Origin of the sequence: Pseudomonas sp. SW-3 (assembly GCF_016615645.1) — a bacterium.
Classification (GTDB): Bacteria; Pseudomonadota; Gammaproteobacteria; order Pseudomonadales; family Pseudomonadaceae; genus Aquipseudomonas; species Aquipseudomonas mandelii.
In genome coordinates, this window is record NZ_CP067098.1 from 4,351,034 (window position 1) to 4,368,304 (window position 17,271).

Here is a 17,271-nt window from a genome sequence, read left to right on the forward strand (position 1 = left end):
CATGGAAAGCAGTACACCCCTCCCCAGAAAATATTTTGTCGTCGTTACTCACAGCCCGGCATTACAACTAGAGCTTGAGGCATTATTATCGAGCGAGCGATATAACTCATTTGGTACGTCGCAGGCAAAGATGTTTGTCGAGGGTGTTGCCCTACCCTCATCCGCCCCTAAACTAATGGAATTTATTTCCCCTCACCTGGACAGAATTGTCCCTCCCGTTATCAGACATGATACACAGCGCATTCTCTCTTCATTCGAATCCGAGTGGCGAGCGGCCCAGTCCGATACGCAGTTCAGCAACATATCCTCACGGGCAGATGAAGACCGGGAAAACACTCAGGATTCACTCCTCAACGAGGCGGTAAAACCGCATTATCCCTATACAGAAGCCTGGCGATTGAGTCATGGCAATGGTGCGTTGATCAAAGATGACGTAGAGGTTGTCTTGACCGGGCTAGAAGCCACACTGGTCAAGAAAATGCTGCACCATGATGAGCGAGTCGTAAGTAAAGATGATCTTATTCGGAGCATCGGCAGAGAACCCGAGCATTATCGAGGCCTGGAAATGTGCTTGAGCAGGCTACAGGAAAAGTTCAAGAGTGCCAGCAATGGTGAACGTTTGTTCCGGGCCGTGAGGAATCGTGGCTATTGCCTGATTCAAAAAATAGTACGGGGGAAAAGTCTCACCTGAATCAATAAGATTGATCGCAATGGTAGTGCATACAAAAACAAAAAAGCACCCCACCATTTCACCCTCCGGCCCCTCCCCTCTCCGCAGACAATCTCGCTTGCCCCTTCCTGAAATCAACTTTCATTATCGACTATTTCTAACACTTCGCCGCCTCAATATAACCAGGACACCAACTTACCACTCGTTAAAAGTCGTCAGACAGCTTTCTGCCCAATAAATTAATCTATTCACTGACGAGCACGCCGCACAGTGGCATTTCGACCGTCAATGTTTTGCCCTCTTATAAAAATAATAATGCTGACCACATCAACTTGGCTCTTGTCTGTCGACACGCGAATGGACGTATTTTGGGGATATCGCATGGTTAACAATCTTCGTATCAATCGAAATACCCACCTCAAAGGATTGACCTTCTGGGGACAATGGGCACTGGGTCAGGGCTTTGTTGTAGCCCTGTTGTTTCTATTGGTTTATTACCACACCGGGACGGTGGAGTTCTATTACCGAGTGTGCGCAATTCTAACGGTACTTGCCTCGGTGCCCGCCTATACCTGGTGTGGCGTCTATGCAAAGAAAGATAATTACCTGGAGGGATTGGGGCGTTTGTTGGTGGGCTGGACAATGACCCTGGCGGCATTGGCCTGTGTGGCATTCATCTGCAAGGCCGATGGACTGTTTTCCCGTCAACTGATCCTGATATGGGCAGCCTGCGGTTATCTCGGGCAGGCACTGTTGTACGTGCCGCTGCACGGATTCTCGCAATACTATCAACGGTCACTTCAAAGCGAGCATAAAACCCTGATCGTCGGTACGGGCGAGTTGGCGCTGGGTCTCGCCCGGAAGCTGCGTAGCCTTGAACACTTCCCGCTGGTGGGGCTGGTCAGCACCGACACAACGCTCCCGCTGGCGATGGGCTCACCGCCGATCGTAGGCCCGCAAGAGCATCTGCTGGCGCTGATCAAAACCCATGACATCCGCCGTTTGTACATCACGCTACCCCTGAGTGAAGCGGCAAACATTGAAGCCATGTACATCGATTTGCTGGGGGCCAACGTCGATGTGGTCTGGGTGCCGGACTTGAACAGCCTGATGCTGCTCAATCACTCGGTAAGGGTCGTGGACGGCTTGCCGGCGATCTACTTGAATGAAAGCCCGTTGACCAGCCAGCCAACCGCCGCACTGAGTAAAAGCCTGTTGGAAAAGAGCGTGGCGCTGTTGGCCCTGGTTCTTCTAAGTCCGTTGCTGTTACTGATTGCCCTGGCCGTTAAACTCAACTCCCCCGGTCCGGTGTTCTTCAAGCAGGACCGCCACGGCTGGAATGGCAAGGTGATCCAGGTCTGGAAGTTTCGCTCGATGCGCGTGCACGATGACCTTGAGGTCAAGCAGGCCAGCCGTAACGATTCTCGGATCACTCCGGTGGGACGCTTTATCCGCCGTACTTCGCTTGACGAACTGCCGCAGTTGATCAATGTGCTGCAAGGCCATATGGCTCTGGTCGGACCACGTCCCCACGCCGTTGCGCACAACGATTACTACTCCGGGAAGATTCTCGCCTACATGGCTCGCCACCGAATCAAACCGGGGATTACCGGGTTGGCTCAAATCAACGGTTGCCGTGGCGAGACCGACACCATCGACAAGATGCAAAAGCGTGTGGAGATCGATCTCAAATACATCAATAACTGGTCGTTGTGGCTGGATTTGAAGATCCTGGTGAAGACGCCTTTTACCTTGCTGTCAAAAGACATCTATTGATCACTTGAATACCAGGCACCGCAAAATGACAAGGGGACGCAAGTCCCCTTTTTCATGGGCGTCTATCAGGCGCTGAGTCGCACTTACGCCCCTGCCACACCAGGCTCCCTGACACACGGCAACACTTGTTCAAGCCGGGAGCTGAGTCAGCCCCCGGCTTATCATTGCAAGTGTGTCGTTTTAACGCAGAGAACCCTGCGCAAGATGGCGCTGCTTATTAAATGACCTTCCAGGTTGCCCCCTTCCAGTCGACCGCGATGCGATCTACAGCGCTAATCGCCCTGCAGATCGCCCGCGTTCACTCAGTGATCTTGTCGAAGTTACGGTAGAACAAGTCGCTGTCACGGCTATCGGTCATCGAGTGCAGCCAGTAGCTGCGATTGAGCCGTGCACCGCCGTCCCGGGTCAGCGGCGACCAGACGATATTGGCCCGACGCATGGTCGACATGCTCATCAGTTCATCGAACGGAATGGAGATGTAGATGCCCTTGTCGAAACTGCCTTCACCGTATTCCGCTGTCGTCGCAGTGGTCAGCGTGGCCCAGGCACCGAATCGCACGCCATTGCGGAACTCCCGTGACAGATCGACTGTGGCGCCCCAATCCCGCGCCAGGTAGCGGCCGACACTGACGGCGGCCTGGGTATCGAAAGGCAAGTCGGTATAACCGGTGATATGGCCGGTCACGGTCGAGTAATCGCGCAAGCCAAAACCCTGGTTGAACTCGCGCTGACGCACGTAGTTCAGGTCTGCACCCACCGACCAACGCTGGCCTGCCGGACGGAACAGTACCTCACCGCCCACACCGGCAAACATCGACTCCAGATAGCCGCCGTAGACCATGCCATACAGGTCTTTATCCAGTTGCTCGGCGTGGCTGAACTGGAACGTGGGCATGGTGACGTCAGAGGTCGTCAGGTACTTGCGCAGGTCGGTCCGCACCCGGGGCAAACCACTTGGTGCGTCGTAGGTAAAGTTGTCGTAGTTGTTCACCAGGTTGGCGCTGAGCAGGCCGCTCCACCAGGTATTGCGCGTGAAACGATACTCGGCGTCCGCATCGGCACTCAGCTGATAGAGCAAACCATCAGGGCCACCGACGTTCTGTTTGTAGCCCAGCCCGACACCATAGCTGAAGGGATCGCGCGCGGCAGTATAGAGCGTGGTCTCGGTATGCGGCATCGCCCCGTTGACCTCAGTGGTTCGGTGCAAGGTTTGCAGCGGCTCCTCATTGTTGACCACTTCGCGGAAGGTCTCGCGCGGCACGCTGGTTTCTTCCAGCGGCATGTCGTAGCGCTTGTTCACCAGGGTGAACCAGTCGATATCGTCGTTGACGCTGTTGTCCAGAATCCGGCTGGCGCGGCCGACGGCTTTGGCCGAATGGAAATAGTTCGTCTGCTCGCCGTACACAAACAACTCGGGGCCGCGCTGAGTGATGCGCTCGACTTTGTAGCCGGCATTTTTCTGCAAACGTTGGGACACGTTGGCCCAGTTAACCTGATCCGGTGGTGTGGCAGGAGCCTGTGTCGGCAGACGCTCCGCGGGCGGATCGTAAGTCTTGGCCGGCGCCTTGCGGCTGACGAAGTTGGTGTGCAGGGTGATGCCGAACATCGCAGTATTGCCGCGCTCCCAACCCGCGCTGAGATCGACCGAATCGGTCAGCTTGAACACGGCGCCGATGTTGATGGGCGAATCTTGCTTGATGACGTTGTCTTTCGGTTCGTTTTTGTAGTCGTTGCCTTCGTACTCAAGCTTCAGGCTGAGCGGCTCCCAGGGTGTCTGGTAGGTCACGCCGCCAAACAATGAAGGTCGCCCACGAAAATAGGCATTGGTGTTGACGTCACCGGTGCCCTCGCCGTCCGGCCGGGTATTGAAGCGATCAGCCGCCCAACCCAACGGGTTGTCAAAATCGCCTCGATTGCCGATGTATCCCCAGGCAATACCCGCGCTGAAATCAAAGTCGTCATAGCGTTTGTTGGCGACCAGGAATTCGCTGGAGAACAGGCCGGTACCGCCGATGTCGCGAAAGCCCAGGGCCAGCTCAGGCGCCCAGTGGCTTTCTTGCCAAAGGCGTACCTTGAGGTCCACAGCCTTGTCTTTATAACTCTGGTCGCCACTCAACGACTCGGGGCCATACCGGCGGTTGGTGATCGCTGTATAGCGAAACGAGCCTTCCAGCCATTCAAATGGCTGCAATGAAACGCTGTAACGGGTATAGGGCTCGGTTCGACTGGCATTCACACTCAATTCGCCGGCCGGTGCCATTCGAGCCGTCGGCGTTTGCATCAAGCCCACGCCGCCGAAATCGTTTTGAGTCAATCGCGGCTCTGCATGAGCCAAACCACACGGCAACAACAGCACTGCAGCAAAACGTAAATTCAAGGAACCACCTCAGCCAGTTGCGTGGCAAGAAATTCGGCCAACTGCTGATTCAGTTCAGGTATAGGCGGATTAAGATCATCGGTTTTGACAGGGACCAGGATTTTGCTGCCGGCGGCAGGCACCTGCCCGCTTTCACGATTCCACGGCGCAATGCCGACACGGCGGGTGACCCCGTCGGGCTGAACGATCCAGAGGTAATCGGCTTCGGCATCGGTCAGAGATGAACACCCTTGCAGGTAATCCCGCGCCTCTTGCAGCGGGCGAAAGGCGAGCCGGCACGGTTCGGCGACAGCGCCCAGCACTTCAACCACATCGGAACGCTTGGGGTAGATCAGGCTGTCGCCGTCATCGAGGCGGAAGTTGCGAGCGAAGCCGACCTCCACCGCGATCGGATCAAGGACCGCCACCTGGCGCCCGGTAACCGGCATGCGGCTGACTTGCTCGTACAACTGCAACGCCAATGCCGCCCGGCTGGGCCGATCGAAGAGCAATGCGGTGCGTTGCAGCACCTTCAAGTCAAACAGGACCCCGGTCTTGAGTCGGGTCTGCTCCTCAAGCAATGGTTGTCGCAGCCAGGCGGCCGCCAGCCAGTAGCTTTCAGGATTGGGTTGCGCCAAACGCATCACATCCAGCACGCGCCCCCCGGGTTGCAGCTCGACCGGCCCCGGATTGCGCACATCACCGCTGACGTTGACTGCCGCATTCACGCCACCGCAGATCAACAAAAGGCACGTCCATAACACCTTGGGAAACTTCAACGGACAGCCCCGCGCTCAGAGGTCAACTGCACGATCTTCACCCTGAGTTGCCCTGTCAGTTGCTGTTCACTCTGGAGGATGAAACCGTTATCCGGATCGACCCAATAATGATTGGTCGCGCGCAGGCCAATAGCCGGTGCCTCTATCTGCTCATCGACACGCAGCACGGCGTATTCCTTGTCCAGGATCCTGAGGGTTTCCATGGGTTTTCGGGTAAAGCGGCTGCTCACGGCAACACCCACTTCGTAACCTCGATAGAGATCGATCCAGCGCTGGCTGGTGTATCCATCGGGCAATCGGTGAAGGCCTTGCTTGAACGGCGATTGCGTTTCGATACGGGTCCCGTCCAGGTCACCTTCAAAGCCCAGGCCGACAGTGCGAACCGCCAGGCCGTCGCGCAGCAACAACACCTGCTTGCCGGACGCGACCCAGTACTGCAAGTCACCTCGCTCACGCACCATCGCCAACACCCCTTCGCCGGAAGGGGTCGTCAGCTTGAGTTGCGGATACTGAACCTCGGCCACTTGCGCCGGAGTCAACTCCAGGTCGTCAGGCCCGGTGGCCACGGCTTTGAAGTTCGCCAGCGTGGCCTTCATCAGCGGATTACATCCACACAACAGCAATGCCGCCATCAAGCAGACGCTAACGTTCAACGTTCTCACAGTGGGACCAGACCTTATCTGCTGTTGGCTTCACTTAAGTTGTTTTGTGCCGCCGCGCCCATACCGAGAATCGAGGCCGATGGCACCAATTGACTGATGAAGCGGTTCCAGCGGGTAACGTTGGCAGGGCCTACATAAACAATGTCCTGGGGGCGGACATCGAAGTGAGTGGCGAGCGCCATGGCGGACGGCGACTCGGCTTGTAGTTGATAGATTTTGGCGGGTTCGACATCGAGGTTTTCTACACCGCGAATGACGTACACGGCGTTGCCGTTCGAGGTGGTCTGGTTCAACCCTCCTACCGAACCAATGACGTCGGAAAGATTCATGGTGCGGGTCTTGAAGGTCAATGCACGCGGCTGATTGACCTCGCCCATCACGTAGATCTTCTTGCTGTCGTTGTAGGGCAAATACAACTGATCGCCGCCTCTGAGGTAGACCTTCTGCAACTCGGCATTCTGTTGATTAAGCGCGTCTAGATTCAGCGGATAAACCCGCCCGTTTCGCGTCAACAGCAACCCGGACAAGTCCGCATTCAGCGGATCGACACCGGCCGAACCCAAGGCTTCAACCACATTGAGCGGATTGGTGGAAATCGCTTGAGGGCCTGCTTTCAATACAGCGCCCGACACCACCACTTTCTGACTGGCAAAGCGCAACACGGCGACATCCACTTGCGGGTCCGAGATGAAGGTGGACAACTTCTCGGCAATATCGGATCGCAGTTGCTGGATGGTCTTTCCGGCGGCCTGGACTTCTTTGATGTAGGGGTAATACAGCGTGCCATCGGACCGAACAAGACGGCCGTTTGCATCGATCTGCTGTTGCGCGCCAGAAGGTGCAGTCAGCTCGGGGTGATCCCATACCGTGATGTACAAGACATCGTTGTTACCGATGCGGTATTCGTCGGGCGTGGTCAACAATTCCGGGGGTAATGACTCATGTACCTGAGTGGCCCTGTCCATGGCGATAAGCTTGGGGGTAATCGGAATAAGCTCGACCCGACTGTTTTCGCTTGAGCCTTCGCGAGTGATATCGCTGGTGCTCATATGTTGGCCCGGCGAAAACATACAACCTTGCAAAGCAATACTTGCCAGCATTAAAAAAGGAACGCTACGAATCATAATGGCACTACGCTATTCAAGGGCAAACCCAAAACAAGATCACCCAGTGTTAGCCGGGCAATCTTGGATGACACCTGCGGTATTTATCAGTGTGTGCCGGTGGTACCGGTAGTGCCTGTAGTCCCGGTACTTCCGGTTGTTCCGCCGTTGGAACTTCCGCCGCTGCTGGAGGCAGCCACTGCGCCTGAAACAATCGCAGTGCTGGCCAATGCAGCTTGTGCCGCCGTTACATCACCCAGCACTTTTGTATCCAGCGAAAGAGGTACTTCTACTGCGAAAGCCCCGCTGCTCATCATGGACAATACGGCAATCACCATCATCTTTTTCATATCAAACTCCTTCCTGCGTGTTCTTTATATCTACGGACTTGCGGGACGTGTTTCCAGTCAATTTTCCCGACCATAATTAACATTGCGTCCTGATATAACAGTTCAGCAGAAAAACCAGGGGCTGACGGCCTGTTTCAAGCCCTACTCGACGTAACCCCTGGGATGATTCGATTGCCAACGCCAGGTGTCTGTCATCATCTCCTGTAGATTTCGCGTGGCCTTCCAGCCGAGCTCCTTCGCCGCTTTGGAAGGATCGGCCCAACACTCGGCGATGTCGCCCGAGCGTCGTGGCATCACGCGATAAGGCACTGGACGCCCCGACGCCTGCTCGAACGCCCGCACTACCTCCAGAACGCTGTAACCATCGCCCGTGCCCAGGTTCCAGATATTGATTCCGGTACGCGTCGAGATCGTCTGTAATGCCTTGAGGTGCCCATCCGCCAGATCCACCACGTGGATGTAGTCGCGCACGCCGGTGCCATCGACGGTGGGGTAATCGTCACCAAATATCGACAACTCCTTGAGACTGCCGACGGCCACCTGGCTGATGTAAGGCACCAGGTTATTGGGAATCCCGCTGGGGTCTTCCCCCATGTGGCCACTGGCATGAGCGCCAATCGGGTTGAAGTAACGCAACAGCGCGATGCTCCAGCGCGGTTCTGCCGCACACAGATCCTGCAGCACGTTTTCGATGAACAACTTGGATTGCCCGTAAGGATTGGTTGGCGTGCCGGTGGGGAAATCTTCCCGGATCGGCATCTGCTCAGGCGCGCCGTACACCGTGGCCGATGAACTGAACACCAACCGGAACACGCCCGCCGCCGACATCGCCTGGCACAGCGTAATGCTCCCGCAAACATTGGCCTCGTAATAATCAAGCGGCTTGCGCACGCTCTCGCCTACGGCCTTGAGCCCGGCAAAATGCAGGACAGCATCAATGGAATGCTCCTGAAAAATCCGGTCCAGCAATGCCCGGTCGCACACATCCCCCCGAATCATCGATGCGGACTTGCCGCAGAGGGCTTCAATGGCGTGCAGGGACGCGTCAGAGCTATTGCAAAGGTTGTCCAGCACAACCACATCGAAGCCCGCCTCAAGCAGCGCAAGTGTAGTGTGAGAACCGATATAACCGGTTCCACCCGTTACCAGAATCTTCATAGAGCGGTCCATAGTGGAGTATTGAAGTGCTCAATTACAGGCAATGTTAAATGTGCACATCACCCATTGACGCCAAACACTTATTAGCACTTCAGAACAACCAACACTATTAACAGACCCCGACTAAAATTAACTAAAAGGCATCAGCCCCGACAACTAATAACATTTGCCCCACTCTACGCCTGCTAATAATTGCCAATAAAGCCTCACTCAGGTATTAAAGTACAACCTCAGTAATACTTCAAAACTCACAGCCACACTCGATATTGTTTCTGCGTGGATGTGAATAATGACTTTCCAGGATATATCTATGATTCGTAAATGCTTGTTCCCCGCCGCCGGTTATGGCACGCGCTTCTTGCCTGCTACTAAAGCCATGCCGAAGGAAATGCTGCCGATCGTCAACAAGCCTTTAATCCAGTACGCCGTTGAAGAGGCACGGGACGCCGGTCTGCAGCACATGGCAATTGTGACCGGCCGAGGCAAGCGTGCGCTGGAAGACCATTTCGATATCAGCTATGAACTGGAACACCAGATTCGCGGCACCGAAAAGGAAAAGTTTCTGGCCGGCACTCGGGAGCTGATTGAAACCTGCACGTTCGCCTACACCCGTCAGGTCGAAATGAAAGGCCTGGGGCACGCGATTCTCAGCGGTCGTCCCTTGATCGGTGACGAACCGTTCGCCGTGGTGCTGGCGGATGACCTGTGCCTGAACCTGCAAGGTGACGGCGTACTGGCGCAGATGATCCAGCTCTACAAAAAATTCCGCTGCTCGATCGTGGCCATTCAAGAAGTGCCTCGAGATCAGACTCATAAATATGGCGTGATCGCCGGCGAGTTGATTTCCGAAGGGATCTACCGGGTCAACAGCATGGTCGAGAAGCCGGCACCCGAGGACGCACCGTCCAACCTGGCGATCATTGGCCGCTACATTCTGACCCCCGATATTTTTGATTTGATCGCCGACACCCAACCGGGCAAGGGTGGCGAAATCCAGATCACCGACGCACTGATGAAGCAGGCCCAAAATGGCTGCGTGCTGGCTTACAAGTTCGAAGGCCTGCGCTTTGATTGTGGCGGTGCAGAAGGCTATATCGACGCCACCAACTTTTGCTATGAGCATCTGTATCTCAACGGTCTTTGACCCACTCACTCATCCAGGCAAGCCACTATGACCACTGCAAAACGCTCGGTAGACATCGAACAGAAAGCGGGCAACGTCGGGGTGATGGCCTGGCTGTCAAAAACCCCGTCTTTATCCTCCACTTCGGCGGCCTGGTTTGGCACAGCCTTGTTGGTTGAGCGCATCGGGGTGTTCCCCTCTTCGGGCGATATCCATCGCCCGGTCAGGGACCCTTTTGCACTCTTGAACCATCTGAAAAATCTGTACGCCCACCAGTCCCTGGATATCGATGAAAGCGACGGGCTTAAAGTGATTTTCAATGATTGGCGATTCCGGGTTCGCGTGCGCTATAGCGACCCGGCAATTGTTATCAATATTGAAACGCGATGTGATCCTGACTTGATGCCTGTGAAAACCGCAGAGCTGCTGAGCCATCTGGAACGCTTTGAACGGTAAATGATTATTTCAAAGCGGAACCACACTGGCCCGGCGACTCACCGCCCCCTCCGACAATCAGGCGATACACGTAATCGGCAATAAGCCGACCGCCCGAACCCGGGATAGGGTGGATTTTGTCCGGACCGATCATGGGCGTCGGCCCGTCATTGGCGTAGCGCTTGAAGTCGGGACCGAACGTGCACTGCAAACTCGAATACACGATGTGCTCCGAACGCGCCCAAGGCTCAAGCACCTGGGCGTACTCCGACATCGGATACGCACTGGAGCGCGTTGTGTCCTGACGCAAGATCACGTTGATGCTCGCCGCCGGATGAACTTCGCGAATCATCCGCACCAACCCTTTCATGTTCTCCAGATAGTCGTTGGGCTTGACGCCAAATCCCTGGTCATTACCGCCTAACATGATCAGGTAAACGTCCGCCGGTATCTTGGAAACGATGGCCTTCCATTGGGTTTGCCATAGACGGTCGTTTTTATAAAAGTCACCTGAGGCGCCACCGGAAGCAGCGAGTTTGGAGACCCTGACGCCGCCCTGATTATTGGCCAGCCACAGACCAAACAACGTCGGCGCACCTTTCACAACTTCGAGCTTTAACGACCATTCAGCATTGGCGGGGATACTGAGTTGCACTTCCTGAACCCCGGAACCGGCCAACGTCAAAGGCTGCCAGGTGTCTGAAGGTGTCCACCGATAGCGCATCTCACTGGTTTTTCCATTGCCCAGGTAGAGCAACTTGGCGTCGGTAATGGCTGTATTGATGGATGCCGTTTCTTTGGAATCCACTTCAAGAAAAGCGCCCGCCTGCCCGGTTACGGTGCGGCTGTCCGGACTCGCCTGGCCAAGACTGGAAACGTCCCAATCTCCACCGAAGTACTTCTTGCTGCTGCGGGTGTATTTGAAATTCGTACCGCCGAGCGCGGCACCGTGATTGAACCCGACATAACCAGGCCCGGCGAAACCAAAATCTTTCGCCAAGTGCTGAGTGAGGGCATTGAGATAAAAATCCTGCCCCGCGCTGTAACTGTCGCCAATTACCGAGATGGCCAGCACCTCCCCCGCTTTACCCTTGGTCATTGCAGCAAGCCGATCGCGTGAACTTCTCACTTCGACAACCGGAGCAGGAACGGGGCGCACATCATCGACATCTACCACTGGCTCATTCCTCTATCAGTAAGCCGGCTGAATGGGCACTCAGGATTGAGGCACCTTCAACCCGACCGCTGGAGTCTTTTTGCGGGTAACTCGCTCGCCCAGGAACAGAATGGAAGTCAGGGTGAAGCGGCTAAAAATGTTCGACAACAGCACGGGCCCCAACAATCCGCACAGCACGCCGCCTGCGACCAGAACGCTGTCGTCCGTGACGCCCAAACGACCCAAGGCAAACCGCGAACTGGCAGCAAACAGCACGTGAAAAAGGAAAATGGCGTAAGAATATCCACCCAGCCAGATCAGGGCTTTAGAGCGCATGTCAGTCGACAGTAGCGCGACACAGGACATACAGCCAACGAGCAAACCGACAACGCTTCTACGATCGACAATGAGTTCGCGATCCACGGCGGCGACATACAGCAGCACAGCCGATATCAAGACGAACACGACCGGCCCGATCACTTTCAGCGATTGCTTCAAGGCACTGACCTTTTCGTGGCAAATCATCCCTGTCACGAAAAACGGCAGCAAATAGACCGCGCCATTGATGCCAAACGCGTCAACCGAAAAAGGCGGCAACAAGAAAACCAGCGCCGAAAACAAGAACAGCAGATACAGCCGCGTCGCCGTCTGCAACAGACCGCGCCACTGCAGAAAACCGACAAACACAAAGATGATGAAGACGGCCTGCAAAAACCAGAAATGGTTAACCGGTATGTAGAACGACAACAAGGCGTCGATTAACCCGACCTCCTTGTTAACGCCAGGCCCTACAACCTGCAGCACCGAAAATGGAATACCGACAAAAAACAACGGCACGATCAACCGTCTCACCTTGCCAACGCAGTAAGCGGAGAAGTCATTGCCTCTGATCTTGTATATCGAATAGATGTAGCCCGATATGAAGGTGAACAGCGGCATCCTGACGTACACCATCGAATCCGCCAACACCCGAAAAGGTGACCCCAGGTCGATTTTCAGTCCGCCGCCCAGCGGACCTATCACGTGATAGAGCACCAGCAGCAGGCATGCCAGACCTCTGAGCGTTTCTATTTCCAACGATTTTTTCTTGCTTTGCATAGACCACAAACCTCAGCGCTGAACGCTTGATTCAACCGACTCGGGTTTCTTTGAGCGCAGCTGCAATCCCAGCCCCAGAAACAGCACCGGAACCACCATGGAGAAATGTCGGGCAAACGAGCCGAAGTCAGGCTCGAACAACCCCTGCACCAATAAAAAGGACAGAGGGATCGCAATCAGCTCTTTGACTTTCGGCTCGATGGTTGAGCCCTTGTAGTGACTCGACGTCATCATTTTGAACATCAGTAACGAGGTCATCATCATCAGGACGACGAATATGATCTGCCCCAGGCCGGAGAGCAGGATCAACTCCACCGGGAAAGACAGCCTGAAAAAGATGCTCATCGAGTCCACTGCCTGGGACACGAAATCTCCGCCGTTAATCCATGAAACGATCAATGACTTCGAACCTTCTTCACCCAAAGTCCGCTGTTCATTGTTACTGGCGCGAATGGATGAAACCGAATAGCCGACCAGCAACTGAATGGCCGTCGCGATCACCAGGTAGAACATGAACAACATCACGAAAAAGCTGAAACGCGATACATGCTTCTTCATCACGCACACACCGACCCAGACCAGCGAAAACAATATCCAGTAGGGCCGGATCAGCACACCGTAAAACAGCGCCGAGAGGAAAAAACCCGCGCGGTAGCGTTTCGAAAAGGAGAAAAACAGAATGGCGATCACCGCCACCGAGACAATGATTTCCTTGGTCAGGTTATCGAGAAAAAACGACCTGACTACCCCCCACAGGCACAAGGTCAGGAAGATCGTTATCGGTATTCTTTTGAAGATGAAGATCGGGATAGAGGTGAGAAACAGGTTGCACAACATCCCGTAGGCCCACGCATTGGTCAGGTTGATACCGGTGGGACGCAGCAGGTAAGCGGAGCACTCATAAGAGGACCGGTCTGGTGAAAACGGATTCCAGAAATTGCAGTTGTCTGAACGAACGTATGACGTCCACAAGGTCATCGCATCCGGGCCAGGATCGCGGTGCATCAGCAGCGGCATCGCAATAGACAGAAAAAGACCACACAGCAGAATCAGGAATGAAATGGGTGAATCGAGTTTTCTTCCGCGAAACTCTATGGACGGTAGCGAGATGGCCATTACCAGGCCCCCTTTGACCGGGCAAACCTGGTCAGCAAAGCAATGACGGCCAACTGCACCGTGATCGAAAAGACATTGCCCCACGCCGCGCCATAAATTGAGTAGTGCTTGATGAGCACATAGCTGACGGGCAGTGAAACCGCCAAACAGATCGCTGCACTGGCTAACGAAACCCGACTGTTCTTCGAGGCAATAAGACCGCCCCAGACGATATCGCCGACGGCGCGCAGGGCAAAAGAGAAAATCAGAATCGCTAAAATCCGGTTATCCGGACGCGGGACTGCTGCGTCCACATAATCGAGCAAGATATTGAAGAAAGCATAAATCAGCACAGCCACCGCGCAGGAAACCATCAGGGAGCGCAGCACCCATTGATTAACGAACAATTGCCGGACCGTCAGCGCCTGCTGGCTATTTTTATAACGCTTGGCGAGCACGGGAATGCCCACCACCGCAACAACAGCGTAGGACAGTGCTTGCAACGTGTTGGCGGCAGACCAGGAGTAAACGTATTTGCCGAGGCTGGCATACGGTTCAATGTCCAGAATCAGAAAACGTTCAGCGTACTGACTTAATGCGATCAGCCCGCCTCCCAGATAAAAGGGCAACCCTGCTCTCCAGACCGAAACCGTGGTGACTGCACTGACGCCCCGGCCCTTATGTACGTCAACCACAATGAAGTAACCGGCCACGATGACCAACAGGTTGGTGGCCACCCATAACCAAAGCACATTGGCGATGGTGGACACTACGCCGGTCATCAGTCCGCCCACGGCAAGGAGCGCCCAGAGGCCGGTCTTGATGAAAAACAACAACGCGCCCCAGTTGGCCTTTTGTGCGGAAAAGACAAACGAGTTTATTTCGAAGGACAGATGCTCGGTGAGCAGCAACAGCGTGACGCACGCGATCAACGCGGCACTCGCCTCAACATCACTGAACAGTGAGTAGAGCGCGACCGTGACCACCGATAACAACAAACCAACGGCCAGGTACAGAATCAGTACCTTATCAACGACAAGCTTCGTACTGCCCCCCACGCTGATCAGCCGGTTGATTTCAGAACTGAATCCGACGCTGTAAAACTTGGAAGCAATCAATGAAGCGGCCACCACCACCCCGTAGAAACCCAAAGCCTCATAACCCAGGTAATGCGTGATGGCCAACACCAGCAAGAACTTTGCGCCTAAAGCACCTCCGCGTAGCAACAGCCGAAATATCATCGAACAATCCCTTTGATGATCGTGTCCATCAGCTCCGTTTTGGCTTCGATTTCTTTGCAGGTGTCCGTCAGTTTTTTACCGAATCTGGACAACGCATTCGGCGCGTAAACAGTGTCGATGATGGTGTCGACATTGATGTCCCCGCCGTTGATCACCCAATCTTCCACGCCCATATCCTGATAGGCGCCAAAACCTTTGCGTTCATAGCTGATATGAAACGCAGGCACGCCGGCGAGCAGAGACTCGATGGCTCCGTGCAGCCTTACGGAAATGACCAGGTCGGGCTGATACTTGGACAGGGTCGCCTTCAAGGGCAAGAGATCCTCGGTAATGCCAAGTTCCCGATAGAACGCCCCGTCATCGTTGCCACGAACGGCGCTTTGAACAGCGCAGACCACTTTGCTTTTCGCCCTTAGTCTCTTCAAAAGAAGCTTCAAGTTGGCAACGTAGGCGATCTTTTTCTCTTTGCTCCATTCCGGCGGCTTGCGTAAAACCACGCAGACCACGGCCGGCGATGACGCACAGCGGGTGAACTTGGGTTGCACCAGAATCTTTTTCGCCAACGCCTGGACCGCCAGGTCTGGCGCTCGATAGACATTTTCATTGGATTGGAAAATGGCCGACGACCTGTTGTCACGGACAAACACCGCATCGGCACTGGCGTAGTGTTTTACGATCGCGCTGCTTTCACCGTGGAACGGGCCGATACTTTGCGGCAGGTAAACCGACGGCACCTTACTCAAGATCGCCGTTTCGAGCTGTTTGGCATGGCCCAGTTTTAGCTTGATGTGTTCAAAGGCGCTCTTTGACCGCATGTACCCACCGCCCACCCCGACGATCAGATCGCTGGTGCTCAAGAGGTCGGCGAGTGGCGCGTAAGACTGTTTAAGGAAAACCGCTTCCTTCACGCGTCCCAATCCTTTAGCCGCCATGACCGGCGCGTCATACCGCTTATAGGGAAGGTAACTAAATGATTGGGGGTCTGACGCAACGACATTGATTAACGTGTCAGCACCAAAGTTTCGCAGCACCAAGGCGATTGCCAAATCCACCAGGAGGCCATCACCGGAATTGGATGCACTGTAGCCATGCAAAATAGTTACGTTCATATCTTGATATCTACTTAATAAGTTTGAGCGGAATACACGTCATAGGTTTTCTGGATCATCAGCGTTGCGCTGAACCGTTCGCGCACCCGCTTGCGGCTTTCGGTGCCGAGTTCCAGCAACTTCTGTTTCTTGATGTTCACTAAGATGTTACTGAGCGCCTGGTGATCGCCCGTCGAAAATATGTAGCCCGTGACGTTGTGCGTGACCAGTTCAGGGAGCGAAGTGCAGTCACTGGCAATAACGGGCACGCCCATGGCCATGCCCTCAAGGGGAACCATGGCAAAACCTTCCCAGCGGCTGGGGACAATCAGGGCATCGGCGGTTTTATAGAGGGCATTGACTTCGGCCGGGGTCACCCAAGGCAGGTATTCAACAGCGTCAATGACGGGGCACTCTACCGGTTCCTCATTCACCGCACTGCCAACCACAGTCAGTTTCAAGTCGGTGCGCTCAACTTCCGTGAATGCCTTGAGCAAGACATCAAAGCCCTTCTGATAGTCCAGTCGACCCACAAATAAAAGTTGAATATCCGTGCACTGACTGGACAGGCTCTCATCGTTTTTATAATGAATGCCGTTGTAGATCAGTTTCATACGGCGGCGGTCGATACCAAACGAGGCCGCTTTATCCAGTTCATACTGGCTGACACAGATAATGACATCCGTGACTTTTTGCAAAAGCCGCTCAATCAGAGAATACACTTTCTGTTTGGCAGGAGAACTTTCCATCAAGAACGAAAACGCATGCGGGCAGTAGATGATTTTCGGAGACCGCCAAGGCCGCAAGATTAAACACACGCATCGGCCAATGACCCCGGAAAACGTGCTGTGCAAGTGCACGACATCCGGTTTTTCCTTGAAGATCACTCGAATGAGTTGCCAGGCAAAGCGCAGCAGGGAGACGACATCTCTCTTGTTTCGGGAGAAGGTCCTGATGTCTTTTTCATCAATGCCATGCAGTTCTTTCTTCTGGTCGAACGGAATCAAATACACCAGTTCATACTGCTGGGCGTCGCCCTTGGGAGGGGTTGATATCGTCCGGATGACCGTCGCAACGCCACCTTTAATCGTTTCCGCCACATGTAGTATTTTTTTCACAGTTCACCCAACTCCATTATCGTAGTCGCAAGGCGACAGGGACCGGAGAATGGTGAGTCCACT

At 54.6% G+C, this 17,271-nt stretch carries 16 protein-coding genes; 4 read left to right on the forward strand and 12 right to left on the reverse strand.

Features of this window, described 5'->3' with window-relative positions:
• The first annotated feature begins 1 nt into the window (after window position 1).
• Both JIO00_RS19530 and JIO00_RS19535 read left to right on the forward strand, forming a co-directional pair.
• Complete coding sequence (locus tag JIO00_RS19530) at window positions 2–691, forward strand: winged helix-turn-helix domain-containing protein (protein WP_077748251.1); 690 nt, start codon at window positions 2–4, stop codon at window positions 689–691.
• Window positions 692–1,051: 360 nt separating this feature from the next.
• On the forward strand, window positions 1,052–2,446 hold the full coding sequence (locus JIO00_RS19535; RefSeq protein WP_042932702.1) for an undecaprenyl-phosphate glucose phosphotransferase: 1,395 nt from the start codon (window positions 1,052–1,054) through the stop codon (window positions 2,444–2,446).
• Window positions 2,447–2,744: 298 nt separating this feature from the next.
• Here the strand turns inward: JIO00_RS19535 and JIO00_RS19540 are convergent, their stop codons facing one another.
• The 6 genes from JIO00_RS19540 to galE all read right to left on the reverse strand — a co-directional run bounded on the left by JIO00_RS19540 (window position 2,745) and on the right by galE (window position 8,854).
• On the reverse strand, window positions 2,745–4,823 hold the full coding sequence (locus JIO00_RS19540; RefSeq protein ID WP_102594399.1) for a YjbH domain-containing protein: 2,079 nt from the start codon (window positions 4,821–4,823) through the stop codon (window positions 2,745–2,747).
• Complete coding sequence (locus JIO00_RS19545) at window positions 4,820–5,581, reverse strand: capsule biosynthesis GfcC family protein (protein WP_083376203.1); 762 nt, start codon at window positions 5,579–5,581, stop codon at window positions 4,820–4,822. The genes JIO00_RS19540 and JIO00_RS19545 overlap by 4 nt, the downstream gene beginning before the upstream one ends.
• Window positions 5,578–6,243, reverse strand: a complete 666-nt coding sequence (locus JIO00_RS19550) for a YjbF family lipoprotein (protein WP_083376202.1) — start codon at window positions 6,241–6,243, stop codon at window positions 5,578–5,580. The genes JIO00_RS19545 and JIO00_RS19550 overlap by 4 nt, the downstream gene beginning before the upstream one ends.
• A gap of 14 nt (window positions 6,244–6,257) precedes the next feature.
• Window positions 6,258–7,313 (reverse strand): polysaccharide biosynthesis/export family protein, encoded by a 1,056-nt coding sequence (locus JIO00_RS19555; protein ID WP_081853998.1) that lies wholly within the window; start codon window positions 7,311–7,313, stop codon window positions 6,258–6,260.
• 140 nt (window positions 7,314–7,453) lie between these two features.
• Window positions 7,454–7,696 carry a hypothetical protein gene (locus tag JIO00_RS19560; RefSeq protein WP_083376201.1) on the reverse strand — a complete coding sequence of 81 codons (243 nt, stop codon included), beginning with the start codon at window positions 7,694–7,696 and terminating at the stop codon, window positions 7,454–7,456.
• A gap of 141 nt (window positions 7,697–7,837) precedes the next feature.
• Window positions 7,838–8,854: a UDP-glucose 4-epimerase GalE gene (gene galE / locus JIO00_RS19565; protein ID WP_083376200.1), complete on the reverse strand. Its 1,017-nt coding sequence runs from the start codon at window positions 8,852–8,854 to the stop codon at window positions 7,838–7,840.
• Between the two features lie 310 nt (window positions 8,855–9,164).
• Here galE and galU point away from each other — a divergent pair, with 310 nt between their 5' ends.
• The gene (gene galU / locus JIO00_RS19570; protein ID WP_010456264.1) at window positions 9,165–9,998 is read left to right on the forward strand and encodes a UTP--glucose-1-phosphate uridylyltransferase GalU; all 834 of its coding nucleotides are present in this window, start codon (window positions 9,165–9,167) and stop codon (window positions 9,996–9,998) included.
• Window positions 9,999–10,025: 27 nt separating this feature from the next.
• Window positions 10,026–10,433 carry a mannose-1-phosphate guanylyltransferase gene (locus JIO00_RS19575; protein ID WP_010456266.1) on the forward strand — a complete coding sequence of 136 codons (408 nt, stop codon included), beginning with the start codon at window positions 10,026–10,028 and terminating at the stop codon, window positions 10,431–10,433.
• A gap of 4 nt (window positions 10,434–10,437) precedes the next feature.
• On the opposite strand, the gene JIO00_RS19580 is transcribed toward JIO00_RS19575, so the two are convergent.
• The 6 genes from JIO00_RS19580 to JIO00_RS19605 are packed head-to-tail and all read right to left on the reverse strand — an operon-like array spanning window position 10,438 to window position 17,208.
• Window positions 10,438–11,589 (reverse strand): SGNH/GDSL hydrolase family protein, encoded by a 1,152-nt coding sequence (locus JIO00_RS19580; protein WP_083376199.1) that lies wholly within the window; start codon window positions 11,587–11,589, stop codon window positions 10,438–10,440.
• 39 nt (window positions 11,590–11,628) lie between these two features.
• The gene (locus JIO00_RS19585) at window positions 11,629–12,666 is read right to left on the reverse strand and encodes an acyltransferase family protein (protein ID WP_083376198.1); all 1,038 of its coding nucleotides are present in this window, start codon (window positions 12,664–12,666) and stop codon (window positions 11,629–11,631) included.
• A 12-nt stretch (window positions 12,667–12,678) separates the two neighbouring features.
• Complete coding sequence (locus tag JIO00_RS19590; RefSeq protein ID WP_010456273.1) at window positions 12,679–13,782, reverse strand: hypothetical protein; 1,104 nt, start codon at window positions 13,780–13,782, stop codon at window positions 12,679–12,681.
• Complete coding sequence (locus JIO00_RS19595; protein WP_083376197.1) at window positions 13,782–15,002, reverse strand: polysaccharide biosynthesis C-terminal domain-containing protein; 1,221 nt, start codon at window positions 15,000–15,002, stop codon at window positions 13,782–13,784. Before JIO00_RS19595 ends, JIO00_RS19590 begins: the two co-directional genes overlap by 1 nt.
• Window positions 14,999–16,111 (reverse strand): polysaccharide pyruvyl transferase family protein, encoded by a 1,113-nt coding sequence (locus JIO00_RS19600; RefSeq protein ID WP_042932696.1) that lies wholly within the window; start codon window positions 16,109–16,111, stop codon window positions 14,999–15,001. Before JIO00_RS19600 ends, JIO00_RS19595 begins: the two co-directional genes overlap by 4 nt.
• Before the next feature lie 14 nt (window positions 16,112–16,125).
• On the reverse strand, window positions 16,126–17,208 hold the full coding sequence (locus JIO00_RS19605; RefSeq protein WP_010456278.1) for a glycosyltransferase: 1,083 nt from the start codon (window positions 17,206–17,208) through the stop codon (window positions 16,126–16,128).
• Window positions 17,209–17,271 lie beyond the last annotated feature (63 nt).

Bases quoted from the DNA above. Each gene is read 5' to 3' on its own strand.
- JIO00_RS19530 (WP_077748251.1), top strand. From the start codon at position 2: ATGGAAAGCAGTACACCCCTCCCCAGAAAATATTTTGTCGTCGTTACT.
- JIO00_RS19535 (WP_042932702.1), top strand. From the start codon at position 1,052: ATGGTTAACAATCTTCGTATCAATCGAAATACCCACCTCAAAGGATTG.
- JIO00_RS19555 (WP_081853998.1), bottom strand. From the start codon at position 7,313: ATGTTTTCGCCGGGCCAACATATGAGCACCAGCGATATCACTCGCGAA.
- JIO00_RS19560 (WP_083376201.1), bottom strand. From the start codon at position 7,696: ATGAAAAAGATGATGGTGATTGCCGTATTGTCCATGATGAGCAGCGGG.
- galE (WP_083376200.1), bottom strand. From the start codon at position 8,854: ATGAAGATTCTGGTAACGGGTGGAACCGGTTATATCGGTTCTCACACT.
- galU (WP_010456264.1), top strand. From the start codon at position 9,165: ATGATTCGTAAATGCTTGTTCCCCGCCGCCGGTTATGGCACGCGCTTC.
- JIO00_RS19575 (WP_010456266.1), top strand. From the start codon at position 10,026: ATGACCACTGCAAAACGCTCGGTAGACATCGAACAGAAAGCGGGCAAC.
- JIO00_RS19585 (WP_083376198.1), bottom strand. From the start codon at position 12,666: ATGCAAAGCAAGAAAAAATCGTTGGAAATAGAAACGCTCAGAGGTCTG.
- JIO00_RS19590 (WP_010456273.1), bottom strand. From the start codon at position 13,782: ATGGCCATCTCGCTACCGTCCATAGAGTTTCGCGGAAGAAAACTCGAT.
- JIO00_RS19595 (WP_083376197.1), bottom strand. From the start codon at position 15,002: ATGATATTTCGGCTGTTGCTACGCGGAGGTGCTTTAGGCGCAAAGTTC.
- JIO00_RS19600 (WP_042932696.1), bottom strand. From the start codon at position 16,111: ATGAACGTAACTATTTTGCATGGCTACAGTGCATCCAATTCCGGTGAT.